Raw genomic sequence first — 12,326 nt, 5'->3', positions numbered from 1 at the left:
TTACCACTCTACAATGTAGACGCTAGTGGCTTCAGCCATTAATATGATTGGCTAGTTAAATACTTAAGCTCTGCAAAGAAATCACCCCACTAGAAGAACTATTATGCCTCATCGTTATATCAAGAAAATTCTATCAGCCAATGTCTACGATGTGGCTGTCGAAACTCCCGTTGACTTAGCTCTCAGCCTGTCTAAACGATTGGAAAATAATATCTTGATTAAACGAGAGGATTTACAGCCAATCCATTCTTTTAAAATACGTGGTGCCTATAACTGCATATCACAACTAAGTGATGTGCAGCGGGCCTGTGGTGTAGTGGCAGCGTCTGCTGGTAATCATGCTCAAGGTGTGGCTATGTCTGCTAAGCACTTAGGTATTGACGCTACTATAGTAATGCCTAATACGACACCAGACATTAAAGTAAACTCTGTAAAAGCGCTCGGGGCAAAGGTGATCTTACATGGGGATTCATTCGCTCAAGCTTATACCTATTCGCTAACTTTAGTGGCAGACCACGGGCTAGTGTATATCCACCCTTTCGATGATGAGCACACGATTGCTGGCCAAGGAACTGTAGCGGTTGAGTTGTTGCGTCAGGTTGAAGATAATATTGATGCCATATTCGTGCCCGTGGGTGGTGGTGGGTTAATTGCAGGCATGTCTGTCTACATTAAGTACTTGCGCCCAGATATTAAAATTATAGGTGTGGAACCCGAAGACTCCTGTTGCCTGAAAGCTGCTTTAGATGCAGGTGAGCGGGTGATCTTGCCAGAAGTAGGCACTTTTGCTGAGGGAGTTGCTGTTGCTCAAATAGGTGAGCTAACCTTCGAACTTGCTCAACAGTACGTTGATGAAGTAATTACCGTAACGACGGATGAGCTGTGTGCCGCGATTAAAGATATTTATGATGATACGCGTGCAATCGCAGAGCCTTCAGGTGCTTGTGCCGTAGCAGGGTTAAAAAAATACATAGAACGTGAGCAAGCTCGAGGTCAAACTCTTGTGGCTGTGGCCACTGGTGCTAACCTTAACTTTGACCGCTTACGCCATGTCGCCGAACGGGCTGAAATTGGAGAAGGTCGCGAGGCCATTATTGCGGCGCAGATACCAGAACAACCGGGTAGTTTTAAGCGCTTTTGCACTGCCTTGGGTGAGCGTAATATCACTGAATTTAACTACCGTTATGCGAATGAGGGACAAGCACAAGTGTTTGTTGGCGTCACGCTTAAATCTGAGGAGGGTGGACGTGAGCGATTGATTGCAGAACTCTCTAGTCAGGACATCTCCGCAGTAGATTTGAGCGACAACGAAATGGCTAAAATCCATATACGTTATATGGTCGGTGGCCACGCTGCAGTAGATAACGAAGTGGTTTATCGCTTTACCTTTCCAGAACGACCAGGCGCCTTACTTAAGTTTTTGAATAAACTAGGCCAGCCGTGGAATATTTCAATGTTCCATTATCGTAATCATGGGTCTGCCCATGGCCGAGTGCTGGTAGGGATGCAAGTGCCGTTAGAGGACAAAGTGACGTTTGAGGGCTATTTAGACGAACTGGGTTATGCTTTTAACGAAGAAACTGACAACCCAGCGTATCAGCTATTTTTGGCACCTGAGTCACGTTAACCAGTCTACAAGGGCAACATGGGTATAACTCAACTTGCCAAACAGGTGTGGTCTAAATTGATGTTAAGTTGATATTTTTGGCAAGGTAATTTCAACCCTAAGGCCACCTGAAGAACGATTACTAGCTTCTATGCTGCCGCCTTGAGCCCGTACCGCCTGTTCAGCGATGGCCATGCCGACACCGTAGCCACCACTTTGCTGGTTACGGCTGGCTTCTACGCGGTAGAAGGGCTCAAATAAGTGCTTAAGGGACTCCTCTGGCACACCTTCTCCTTCATCTTCAATGCCAATTACGACGGTGTCTTTATGGGTTTCCACTTGTAAAAATATTTGGCTATCGTCTACCGTGTAACGCATGGCATTACGCAATATGTTTTCTACCGCACGGGACACCAATTCTGGCTGGCCAGTTAATAGGGTTTTGTCAGGCTGTTGTAGGTGTACCTGATGTTTTGATTGCGCCTCAAATTGAGCGTCTTGAGTGAGTTTGTATAGCAAGTCGCTTAAGTCATAGGTTTCGATAGTCGGGGATTGACCATTTTGTTCTATGCGTAACAAGGTTAGCACCTGATCAATCAGATCGTTCATGCGTTCTATTTCCCGCTCAATGCGTTGCAGAGATTGGTGTTCTGTGTCGGGTAGTTTTCGTGCAAGTAGCTCTAGGGCAATTTGCTGTCTAGCTAAGGGGGTTCTTAACTCATGGGAGATGTCTCGAAACAGGCGTTGCTGATTGCTCACTAGCAAACTAATACGTTCTGCCATGTGGTTAAAAGCTAGACCCACTTCACCAATTTCATCTCTCTTGAAGCCTATAAGAATGGGTAGCCGGGTATCAAGATTGCCACGGGCGAATGAGTCAGTTGCTTGCTTGAGTTTACGTAATGGATCTGTGATTCGCCATGTCACAAAAGCGGTCAGCAGGGCTACTATCACTAATGCCGTAATGACTTGTAGTATTGGTAAGTGTTTTAACCAGGCTGGATAAGGTCCACGATTGTCGCGATGGGCGACAAATGTGTAGATGCGACTGCTACTGCTGGATATGCTATACGGTTGAAAGCCCCTCAATTGGCGTTCTGATAATCTATTTTGGGTGAGTGGTAAGGTAAATTCAAGCCAGTTTTTGGGTAGGTTTGCTAGGCTAATGGGACGCCGTTTAGAATCTAACATAAAGCCTTTTACATCAAATTCTTGGTCGATATAACGCAGCCAGACCGTTAGCTCTGCAGTGCCTTTGGTTTCGTATATGTCGGCCGCTTTGATGCCTAATCTCACTACCCGCTGATATTGGTCTTGGGCTCGCTTTTCAACAATAATTTCCGACAAGGTGGCGACAGAAAAAATGGCTGCTATAAGAGTTAGCCAAAAAAAGAAAAATATCTTCCAATATAAGCTTCGGAATATTAATGGTCTTAAAGGCCATTTAATCATTGATGACATACTGGTATCCAACACCGCGTATGGTTTTTATGCGTGGTTCATCACTTGAAAATGGACCCAGTTTACGTCGTAGGTTGCTCATGTGCATGTCGACACTGCGATCATACAAAGCCAACTTGCGGCCTAAAGCGGTTTCTGTGAGTTCTTCTTTGCTCAGTACTTGGCCAGCGTTTTCTAATAAGCTGGCTAAAAGATTAAATTCCGTGCTGGTAAGGTCTAAGGCCTCACCCAGTTTGGATACAATACGTGTATTGTGGTTTAGCTCTACGTCTTCTCGCACCATAACTTGACGGCTACCACTGGCTTGCATGCCTGCTTTATCCATTTCTACACGCCTCAGTATGGCGCGAATACGGGCAACAATTTCTCTTGGGTTGCACGGTTTTGGTAAATAATCGTCGGCCCCCATCTCAAACCCTACAATGCGATCTACTTCATCATTACGAGCGGTCAACATGAGTACAGGTGTTTTATGATTGGTGCGAAATTTTTTGAGTAGGTCTAGGCCGTTCATTTTAGGCATCATTATATCAAGCACTAAAGCATCATAATGACCATTTAAGGCCATGTTGAGGCCTTGTTCTCCATCAAAGGCTTGGTCTACTTCAAAGTTTTCTAGGGCCAAAAATTCGCTCAATAATTCACTGAGTTCTTGGTCGTCTTCGATTAATAAGATGCGCGTAGTCATGAGTGTGAAACCTCAGGGTGGACAGGCCTAATAACTATACAGATACAATTGTGCCATAATTACAGGGTGCATATAGGTATAGCTTAAGGATTTTACAGACTTTTACGTGTTTAGAGTTAGGTGGCAACTCCATTAGAGAGGAAGTTAAAGACTCCCCAAGGTGTCGGTTCCGATGGCTGCCCTGAACCCGGAGGCTCAAGGTGGGTGCTCCTGTTTAGGCGGAAGGCGTTCCGACAAGCGGACGTGCACAGAGCATAAGCGAGAAGCACCCTGGGTATATGAATCGGCTCAAGGACGTTATCGAATATCGAGCACCACAGGGAGTCTGTCACCATTATAGGCTGAGTTTTTTAAGAATGGAACCCAAAATTTGAAACATAAGGTTAATCTAGGCCGTCGCTCACTCTTTTGTCGAGTTGCTCAAGAGCCATTTCTAAGGTGGCGAGTTGCCCCTGGGCCTCTATCAGTTCAGCGCTCATGTTGAGGGCAGCCATTACTGCCATTCGTTCTAAACCCATCACTCGCCCACTAGCTTTAATGCCTCGTAGTGTTTGGTCTAACTTGTCTGCAGCTTGGAGCAAGTTAGCTTCTTTTCCTGAGGGGCAAGTGAGAGTATAGCTTTGTTCTAAAATGGAAACTTCTACTGCTTGTAAGTCAGTCATGTTGCGCTTCCGTTGCTTGGTCAAATAAGCCGACCAAATGATTTAAGTCATCTTCTAGGGCTTGATTATTAGTCTGTTCAGGCTCTGGATGAGTGTCTTTTGTTAGGGTATCGGCAACCTGTTGCTGCTGTGATAGCTGCTGTTCCAATTCTGCCACGCGGCTTTGAAGTTTAGCATGGCCGTGCTGTAAAGCGCGGTGTTGGGTTAACAGCTGGTCAATGTGATGTATCAAAGCGTTGATGGTCGACATTATTGGGCCACTTAAAAGATAATCTACCCATAGATTTTATAGTAAATTGCGCCACTGTCTAGTAACGCTCTGCAAAAGCTCTAGAGAATGCGTACAGCTCAGGTATAATGACTCCATAATTTGCAGCTAGAGCCAAACCAATGACTGATGCCACCCCGCGACTAAACTACGTATTTGACGACTTTGCCGACATGTTCGTTGAGTTAGGTGCCTTCGGTACCCCTTCGGAATTACACGGCCTGTTGGCAGGGCAATTGGCGGCGGGTGTACGAGCTGATGCTGAGGCTTGGTTAGCCATAGTTGTGGCTCATTTAGATGTGCAAGAGGTAGAAGATGACGATGATAAAGCCGAATTGGTTGTGCTTTACGATGTGGTGTTAGAGCAATTGATGGCGGCTGATTTTGGGTTTCAGCTACTGCTTCCAGAAGATGATGCAGAACTGGCAGGTAGAACGGAATCTTTAGGTGCGTGGTGTAGTGGATTTTTAAGTGGGTTTGGCTTGGGTTTTGATCGAAGCAAACAAAAACTCTCGAGTGAAATTACAGACTCCATGGAAGATCTAGCCAACATTGCCCAAGTGTCCTTTGATACAGATGATGAAGAGCAAGAAGGAGACAGCGCTGAAACAAGTTACATAGAACTGGTTGAATATGTACGTTTGGCTGCCATGATGATGTTTGCAGAATTTAATTTGCCGGCCGATAGTGCGCAACAAAAGGTGCCACAGCAATTGCATTAAATGCCACAGCAATTACATTGAGTGCCACAGAAATTACATTAAGGGCAGATGCCATGACTAAACTAGCTACCATAGAATATACAAATCGACGCCAAGCCTTGTTGCAAAGCCTACCACAAGGAGCAGTTGTGGTTATTCAGTGCGCGCCGGTGCATATACGTAACGGTGATGTGGAACAGGACTACCGGCAAGACAGTAGCTTTTATTATTTGTCTGGCATGGTAGAGCAGCAAACCACGCTAGTGCTGACCAATGGGGTAGATGGCCCATGCAGCAGCATTTTTTGTCGCAGCAAGGACAAGTTACAAGAAATTTGGCATGGTCGTCGTTTAGGTGTGGACGCTGCACCACGGGCTTTGATGATGAATCAAGCCTATGCCAGCGAAAGCGTCGCAGAAAAGCTAATTGAATTGTTAGATGGTGCAAGTCAGGTGGTTTATGGGTTTAGCCGTGAAGATACGGGTGACCTAGTAAAGCGGAGCCTATCTAAGCTACGTGGCTTAACTCGGCAGGGAAAAACATGCCCAAGCCAGCTCGTGGATCTTGATCCTTTGGTAGATGCCATGCGTCTGTTCAAATCTTCTGCTGAAGTAGAACAAATGGCAATGGCCTGCGATATTAGTGTGGCCGCCCATAAACGGGCCATGAGTGTTTGTAAAGTGGGCATGAACGAATATCAATTGGCGGCCGAGTTACATCACCAGTTTTCCATACAAGGTAGTCAGCGTGTGGCTTATGGTTCTATAGTGGCTGGTGGTGAAAATGCTTGTATATTGCATTACACCAATAATGATCAAGTATTGCAGGATGGTGATTTAGTATTGATTGATGCAGGCTGCGAGTTAGATCACTATGCGTCAGACATTACCCGTACATTCCCAGTTAATGGCCGTTTTAGTGAATCACAAAAAACTATTTATGAGTTGGTGTTAGCGGCCCGTCAAGCAGCCTTGGCATGTATTAAGCCTGGTGCCGTATTTACTGATATGCAAGATGCTGCAGTCAAGGTAATAACCCAGGGTCTAATTGATATTGGTTTGTTGACAGGCGCACTGGATAAAAACATTGAAGACCAAACTTTTCGTAAATTCTATATGCACAATATAGGCCATTGGCTTGGCATGGATGTACATGATGTTGGTATTTACAAAATAGGTGGTGAGTCTCGACCCCTTATTGCAGGCATGGTGACCACTGTAGAACCCGGTATTTATATTGATCCAGATGATGCTAATATTCCCTCTCAATGGCGTGGTATTGGCGTGCGCATTGAGGATAATATCTTAGTGACAGAAGATGGTTACCGTAACCTGACTGCCTATTTGCCAGTAACTGTGGCAGATATTGAAACCTTGATGGCTGGATGATAGTGGCAAATTCAGATCAATTTCCCACTGGCGCCCAGGTTGCCAATAATTACGATATTGTTATTGTCGGTGGCGGATTAGTAGGTGCAAGCTTGTGTTTGGCGCTTGCCGGCACGGCGAAGACTTACGGGCTATCCATTGCCTTGCTAGATGCTGCACCCATTGAAGCTACAACACCTACGGCGGCAGGTGCTTTAGATGGACGCACAACGGCCCTTGCCCTTGGTAGCCGTAACTTATTACATAGCATCCAATTATGGCAACACTTATACCCCCACGCGCAAGCCATTAGCAATATTGAAGTAAGCGACCAAGGCCAGCCTTGGAAGAGTGAGATGCAGGCCTCTGATATGCAACGAGAAGCCTTGGGGTACGTGTTACAAAACCAGACTATGGGACGGGTATTCTTAGAGCAAATAACCCAACGCTGTTGTGATTTTGTACACCTAATTGACCAGACTCAGGTCACTGCTATAGATAACGCACGCCAAAATAGCCAATTAGAATATCAGCGCCTTGGACAAGGTGGCACTCTCACAGCGCAGCTAGTTGTGATGGCAGATGGTGGCCGATCAGATTTACGCCAACAGCTGGGTATGTTTGATCAAATCCAAAGTTATGACCAAGTGGCACTAGTGGCTAATTTGGAACTAGAGCAACACCATCATGGCCTCGCTTGTGAGCGATTTACTCCATCTGGGCCCTTGGCACTATTACCATTACTTAGTTTCAAGGGTAAACATCGTGCAGCCGTAGTATGGACGCAACCCATTTCCCGCCAGAGTGAATTGCAACAATTGAGTGATGACGAGGTGCTAAAAGAAATTCAGCAACATGTGGGTTATCCCATGGGTGAATTTCGTGCCATTGGTGATCGTCAGGTGTACCCACTCACCTTGAGTGTTGCTCAAGAACAGGCTCGGCAAGGCTTAGCTGTTGTAGGTAATGCAGCCCATACTTTACATCCCATTGCTGGCCAAGGTTTTAACCTAGCGTTACGGGGCAGCTTTGCCCTGGCCGAATCAGTGCTTAAAGCCTGTAAGAAAGGCACACCTATTGGTGACTTAACCAGTTTAAACCAGTTTGTCGAAACCAGCCGGTGGGACCAAGATCGTGTCATTGGTGCCAGTGACAAAGTAATGAAACTTTTTTCTAGCAATAAGTACCATTACTCCGCTTTACGGCAACTAGGGCTATTAACTATGCAGCAAGTACCATTCGTAAAAACTATATTTACTCGTGCAGCCATGGGTTTAGATGTGCCTCTGGCAAAGGTTTTAGCGATGCCTCCGGTGATAGCTGCTAGGTTAGATAGCAGTTGCGAGACAGATTCATGAGCCAGTTTGATGTTGCTATTGTTGGCGCTGGAATGGTTGGTGCAAGCCTTGCTTGTGGCCTTATAGATGCTGGTTTTAAGGTGGCATTAATTGAATCGGGTGAATTGAGTCCGTCGCAAGATTGGCCGCCAGAGCAAGTAGATGCTCGTGTTTCAGCTTTGAGTTTAGCCTCCGAAAACCTATTAAAAAACCTTGAAGCCTGGCCTGTTATAGAAAATATGGCACGTTTACAGGCATACAGTGCCATGCATGTGTGGGATGCCTGTGGCACGGGTCAGCTTAATTTTACTGCTGCCGAACAGCACCTGCCTTATTTGGGGCACATTGTTGAAAATCGCACCATTACTTCAGCCTTGCACCAGGTCCTAGGTCAGAAGCAATACCAATTGTTTGAGCATAGCCAGATTGTCGACATGACTTCACAAGAGATAGCGCCACGGCGCTTAACTTTGGTGAGTGGTGAGCAAATTAGCGCCGCTTTGGTGGTGGGTGCTGATGGAGCCAGCTCTAAGATTAGGCAGTTAGCTGGTTTACCTACCCGCGAGTGGGATTACCCCCATCACGCCTTGGTGACTCGAGTAAAAGTGTCCAAACCACACCAAAATACTGCATGGCAACGGTTTACAGAGGACGGCATATTGGCCTTTTTACCTTTGTCGACTGCTGCCGAAGAAGGCCCAGATAACCATTATTGTTCTATCGTATGGTCGCGCCCAAAGGCGCAAGCAGAGGCGATGCAACAATTGACAGAAAGTGAATTCTGCCTCGCTCTGAGTCAGGCTTTTGAGGGCCAATTAGGTGCTGTGATCGCAAGTGATCAACGCCACGTCATACCTCTCAGACAGCGCCATGCCAAGCGTTATGTGCAATCTGGATTGGTATTAGTGGGCGATGCAGCTCACACCATACACCCGTTAGCGGGCCAAGGGGTTAATTTGGGGCTTCTTGATGTTGCTGCTTTAGTAGAGACGTTAAAGCAAGCCCAACAAAAAGGCTATGATATTTCCAGTCTCGGAGTTTTAGAGAATTATCAGGCCCAAAGGCGCGGTGATAATCTACGCATGATGACCTTGATGGAAAGCTTTTCTCGATTGTTTGGTAACCAACATCCAATGTTGAGTTTGCTACGCAATACTGGCATGAATTGGGTGCAAAAACTGAGCCCTATTAAACAACACTTAGCGCAACAGGCCATGGGTGTGGGTGCACACTTACCTCCATTGTCACAAGCGCCAAAATCCGTCAAAAATACCTTATAAGGACACAATTATGAGCAACTTACCTCAAGGCTTAAGCTACGTCTCAAGCCATGAATGGATCCGCAACGAAGGTGACGGTACTGTCACCATTGGAGTGACAGACTTTGCCCAAGAGCAACTAGGTGATGTGGTATTTGTTGAGCTACCTGACGTTGGCGTGGCGCTTGTGTCTGAAGATGAATTTGGTGTAATCGAGTCTGTTAAAGCTGCGTCGGATCTATTTGCGCCAGTTTCTGGCGAAGTGATTGCTGTAAATGAGCAGTTAGACGATGATCCAGAGTTGGTTAACTCAGATCCCTATGGTGAAGCATGGTTGTTACGAATACGATTAACTAATCCAGAAGAATTAGAGCAGTTGTTAGATGCTGATGCTTATAGTGAATTGTGTGAAGAATAAATGCCAGATCTAATTTTAAAACCAAAGTCTGATCGTCGCTTACGTCAGGGCCACTTGTGGATTTACAGCAATGAAGTTGATGTAAAAAAATCGCCCTTGCAAAGCTTTGCTGCAGGCGAACAAGTGAATGTGCTAGATGCTAATGGTAAAGCCATAGGCACTGCTATCATTAACCCCAAACAGCTTATTTGTGGCCGTTTGGTGAGTCGTAAAGCAGGCGAGCCGCTCAACCTTGAGCGTTTGGTTAGCAGGTTGAAGACTGCTTTAACTAGCAGAGAGCAGTTGTTTGAAGATCGCTGCTACCGCTGGGTCTATGGCGACAGTGATGGTTTGCCAGGGCTGGTGATTGACCGTTTTGATAAGGTTATTGTGGTACAGGTTTCCAATGCGGGTATTGAGTTATTGCTTGAAGAATTACTGGAGGCCATTAATGAAGTTGTACCAGCACTCAATATTTTGCTTAAAAATGATGGCAAAATGCGTGCAATTGAAGGCCTGGATGAATACGTGCGTGTGGCCCAGGGTGATGTACCAAAACTTGTGCCTCTGAAAGAAAATGGTGTGAATTTCATGGCGCCAGTGTGGGATGGCCAAAAAACGGGGTGGTTTTATGACCACCGGTTAAATCGCCGGAGAGTGCAAAAGCTGGCCAATGGTAAGCGGGTTTTGGACATTTTTAGCTACATTGGTGGTTGGGGTGTGCAGGCTGCGGCAGCAGGTGCTAAGGAAGTGATCTGTGTGGATGCCTCTGCTCAAGCGTTAGATTTAGTGCATCAACAAGCCGAATTGAATGGTGTTGGCAATAAGGTACATAGCTTAAAAAGTGATGCTTTTACCGCCATGAAGCAGTTACATGAGGATGGCGAATGTTTTGACATGGTTATCATTGATCCGCCAGCCTTTATCGCTCGTCGAAAAGACATTAAAGCGGGTGAGCTAGCATATCAACGTGTTAATCAGCTAGCGATACGTCTGTTAAAACCAGAAGGTATATTAGTGTCTGCTTCATGTTCCATGCATTTAGAGCGCGCGCGCCTTACTCAGCTATTGCAGGAAGCGTGTCGTAAAAATGGCCGTATGGGACAAGTGTTAGAGCAAGGTGGCCAAGGTGGCGATCACCCTGTTCACCCTGCCATCCCAGAGACTGATTATCTAAAGTCCGTTATTCTGCGCACTTGGTATGAAGTCTAGGAAGGTTTTTAAACCCTACTCAATAATGCAATAGGTAGGAGTGAGGCGTTCATCGCAAACTCATCACTTGCCAACCATTCGCCAAGGCATGGGCTTCGAGCTTTGGATCTGGGTCCACCACGATGGGCTCGTCCACCAGCGCTAATAATGGTAAATCATTGTGGGAGTCACTATAGAAACAGGCGCCTTCAATGTTGTAACCGTTGAGTGCCATCCAAGCATTAAGCTTATCAATTTTACCCGCCTTAAAGCAGGGTGCACCACTCAGTTTTCCTGTATAACGTCCATCTACGCACTCTGTAGGTGTAGCAATGAGGTGAGGTATAGCAAGGTATTCAGCAATGGGCGCTGTTATAAAGTCGCTGGTGGCCGTTACGATTACCAAAACATCTCCAGCATCCCGGTGCTTTTTCAACAAGGCTTGGGTTTTAGGTGCAATCATTGGAATGACAGTGGTTTGCATGAACTTTTGGTGAATGGTTTTAAGTTCAGTGGCGCTGTATTGTGCCAAAGGTGTAAGCGCAAACTCTGCATAGGCGACCATGTCTAAATCTCCTGCGAGATAGTCTTGGTAAAAAGCATCATTTTTTGCGCCATAGTTTGCTCCATCAACAAGACCCTGCGCCACCATGAACTGTCCCCATCCATGGTCGCTGTCTCCAGCTAATAATGTGTTGTCTAAATCAAACAGAGCGAGTCTTCCTTGCATTGGAATTCCTATATTAAATGGTGATAAAACATTATTTTAGCTCATTTTCATCTGTGGTTGTTGTTGCCTACCATTTTGTGGAACAATGGGGTCATATATATTTTCTATGGTGCAAAGCCGTGATCGATAAAGATGGTTTTCGCCCCAATGTAGGTATTATTCTGGCAAATTCCCAGGGCCAAGTGCTGTGGGCAAAGCGTTTGGGTTGGGATGCTTGGCAATTCCCCCAAGGGGGCATCGATGCCCACGAAACGCCAGAAGAAGCCTTATTTAGGGAACTCAAAGAAGAAATTGGTCTGTCGCCAGAACACGTAGAGGTGCTTGCTTGCACTCGTGGTTGGCTAAGGTATCGGTTGCCTAAGCGGATGATTCGCCAGGGCCAGAAACCTTTATGCATTGGTCAAAAACAAAAATGGTTTTTGCTACGTATGTTAGCACCAGATTCGGTGGTTCAAACGGCAACTACCAACAGCCCAGAATTTGATGCCTGGGAGTGGGTTAGTTATTGGTACCCAGTAGATCAAGTGGTGTCGTTTAAGCGTGAGGTTTATCGTCGAGCCATGAAAGAGCTTTGTCTACGCCATTCACGTCTGGTTTATCACCATGGTTTAGTTATTCCAAGCCATGCACAGAGTCAATAAATTATAGCTAGGAACTAA

Annotated in this window: 13 protein-coding genes and 1 other RNA gene; 8 read left to right on the top strand and 6 right to left on the bottom strand. The window is 46.0% G+C overall.

Annotated features, from left to right (window positions below; translation table 11 throughout):
• The first annotated feature begins 100 nt into the window (after positions 1 to 100).
• Complete coding sequence (gene ilvA, locus ABXT70_RS12425; protein ID WP_443642514.1) at positions 101 to 1,627, top strand: threonine ammonia-lyase, biosynthetic; 1,527 nt, start codon at positions 101 to 103, stop codon at positions 1,625 to 1,627.
• Positions 1,628 to 1,690: 63 nt separating this feature from the next.
• Here the strand turns inward: ilvA and ABXT70_RS12420 are convergent, their stop codons facing one another.
• From ABXT70_RS12420 to ABXT70_RS12400, 5 genes are all read right to left on the bottom strand, one after another.
• Positions 1,691 to 3,067: an ATP-binding protein gene (locus ABXT70_RS12420; RefSeq protein WP_443640782.1), complete on the bottom strand. Its 1,377-nt coding sequence runs from the start codon at positions 3,065 to 3,067 to the stop codon at positions 1,691 to 1,693.
• The gene (locus ABXT70_RS12415; RefSeq protein WP_443640781.1) at positions 3,051 to 3,755 is read right to left on the bottom strand and encodes a response regulator; all 705 of its coding nucleotides are present in this window, start codon (positions 3,753 to 3,755) and stop codon (positions 3,051 to 3,053) included. The genes ABXT70_RS12420 and ABXT70_RS12415 overlap by 17 nt, the downstream gene beginning before the upstream one ends.
• Positions 3,756 to 3,903: 148 nt before the next feature.
• Positions 3,904 to 4,081, bottom strand: a non-coding RNA gene (gene ssrS, locus ABXT70_RS12410) — 6S RNA.
• 57 nt (positions 4,082 to 4,138) lie between these two features.
• Positions 4,139 to 4,417, bottom strand: coding sequence for a cell division protein ZapA (locus ABXT70_RS12405; RefSeq protein WP_443640780.1), 279 nt, complete (start codon positions 4,415 to 4,417; stop codon positions 4,139 to 4,141).
• Positions 4,410 to 4,667 (bottom strand): hypothetical protein, encoded by a 258-nt coding sequence (locus tag ABXT70_RS12400; RefSeq protein WP_443640779.1) that lies wholly within the window; start codon positions 4,665 to 4,667, stop codon positions 4,410 to 4,412. Before ABXT70_RS12400 ends, ABXT70_RS12405 begins: the two co-directional genes overlap by 8 nt.
• Before the next feature lie 140 nt (positions 4,668 to 4,807).
• On the opposite strand from ABXT70_RS12400, the gene ABXT70_RS12395 reads away from it, so the two are divergent.
• From ABXT70_RS12395 to ABXT70_RS12370, 6 genes are read left to right on the top strand one after another with little or no spacing between them, the layout of a single operon-like run.
• Positions 4,808 to 5,407, top strand: a complete 600-nt coding sequence (locus tag ABXT70_RS12395; RefSeq protein WP_443640778.1) for a UPF0149 family protein — start codon at positions 4,808 to 4,810, stop codon at positions 5,405 to 5,407.
• A gap of 53 nt (positions 5,408 to 5,460) precedes the next feature.
• Positions 5,461 to 6,774, top strand: a complete 1,314-nt coding sequence (gene pepP / locus ABXT70_RS12390) for a Xaa-Pro aminopeptidase (RefSeq protein WP_443640777.1) — start codon at positions 5,461 to 5,463, stop codon at positions 6,772 to 6,774.
• A gap of 2 nt (positions 6,775 to 6,776) precedes the next feature.
• Positions 6,777 to 8,111 carry an FAD-dependent monooxygenase gene (locus ABXT70_RS12385; RefSeq protein WP_443640776.1) on the top strand — a complete coding sequence of 445 codons (1,335 nt, stop codon included), beginning with the start codon at positions 6,777 to 6,779 and terminating at the stop codon, positions 8,109 to 8,111.
• Entirely contained in the window at positions 8,108 to 9,370 is a 1,263-nt protein-coding gene (locus ABXT70_RS12380) for a UbiH/UbiF/VisC/COQ6 family ubiquinone biosynthesis hydroxylase (protein ID WP_443640775.1), read from the top strand. Before ABXT70_RS12385 ends, ABXT70_RS12380 begins: the two co-directional genes overlap by 4 nt.
• 10 nt (positions 9,371 to 9,380) lie before the next feature.
• Positions 9,381 to 9,767, top strand: coding sequence for a glycine cleavage system protein GcvH (gene gcvH, locus ABXT70_RS12375; RefSeq protein ID WP_443640774.1), 387 nt, complete (start codon positions 9,381 to 9,383; stop codon positions 9,765 to 9,767).
• Positions 9,768 to 10,958 (top strand): class I SAM-dependent rRNA methyltransferase, encoded by a 1,191-nt coding sequence (locus ABXT70_RS12370; protein WP_443640773.1) that lies wholly within the window; start codon positions 9,768 to 9,770, stop codon positions 10,956 to 10,958.
• A gap of 49 nt (positions 10,959 to 11,007) precedes the next feature.
• Here ABXT70_RS12370 and ABXT70_RS12365 read toward each other — a convergent pair whose 3' ends face one another.
• Complete coding sequence (locus ABXT70_RS12365; protein ID WP_443640772.1) at positions 11,008 to 11,667, bottom strand: HAD family hydrolase; 660 nt, start codon at positions 11,665 to 11,667, stop codon at positions 11,008 to 11,010.
• A 119-nt stretch (positions 11,668 to 11,786) separates the two neighbouring features.
• Between ABXT70_RS12365 and ABXT70_RS12360 the strand changes: the two genes are divergently transcribed.
• Positions 11,787 to 12,308, top strand: coding sequence for an RNA pyrophosphohydrolase (locus ABXT70_RS12360; RefSeq protein ID WP_443640771.1), 522 nt, complete (start codon positions 11,787 to 11,789; stop codon positions 12,306 to 12,308).
• Positions 12,309 to 12,326: the final 18 nt, after the last annotated feature.

This window comes from Candidatus Njordibacter sp. Uisw_039 (assembly GCF_047730075.1).
Lineage (GTDB): Bacteria > Pseudomonadota > Gammaproteobacteria > Pseudomonadales > Balneatricaceae > Njordibacter.
Note: the sequence above shows the minus strand (reverse complement) of the source record. Positions and strands in the feature narration are given on the sequence as shown.

What these genes read in the sequence shown, in the direction of transcription:
- ABXT70_RS12420 (WP_443640782.1), bottom strand. Translation starts at nt 3,067, where the DNA reads ATGTCATCAATGATTAAATGGCCTTTAAGACCATTAATATTCCGAAGC.
- ABXT70_RS12415 (WP_443640781.1), bottom strand. Translation starts at nt 3,755, where the DNA reads ATGACTACGCGCATCTTATTAATCGAAGACGACCAAGAACTCAGTGAA.
- ABXT70_RS12405 (WP_443640780.1), bottom strand. Translation starts at nt 4,417, where the DNA reads ATGACTGACTTACAAGCAGTAGAAGTTTCCATTTTAGAACAAAGCTAT.
- ABXT70_RS12400 (WP_443640779.1), bottom strand. Translation starts at nt 4,667, where the DNA reads ATGTCGACCATCAACGCTTTGATACATCACATTGACCAGCTGTTAACC.
- ABXT70_RS12395 (WP_443640778.1), top strand. Translation starts at nt 4,808, where the DNA reads ATGACTGATGCCACCCCGCGACTAAACTACGTATTTGACGACTTTGCC.
- pepP (WP_443640777.1), top strand. Translation starts at nt 5,461, where the DNA reads ATGACTAAACTAGCTACCATAGAATATACAAATCGACGCCAAGCCTTG.
- ABXT70_RS12380 (WP_443640775.1), top strand. Translation starts at nt 8,108, where the DNA reads ATGAGCCAGTTTGATGTTGCTATTGTTGGCGCTGGAATGGTTGGTGCA.
- gcvH (WP_443640774.1), top strand. Translation starts at nt 9,381, where the DNA reads ATGAGCAACTTACCTCAAGGCTTAAGCTACGTCTCAAGCCATGAATGG.
- ABXT70_RS12370 (WP_443640773.1), top strand. Translation starts at nt 9,768, where the DNA reads ATGCCAGATCTAATTTTAAAACCAAAGTCTGATCGTCGCTTACGTCAG.
- ABXT70_RS12365 (WP_443640772.1), bottom strand. Translation starts at nt 11,667, where the DNA reads ATGCAAGGAAGACTCGCTCTGTTTGATTTAGACAACACATTATTAGCT.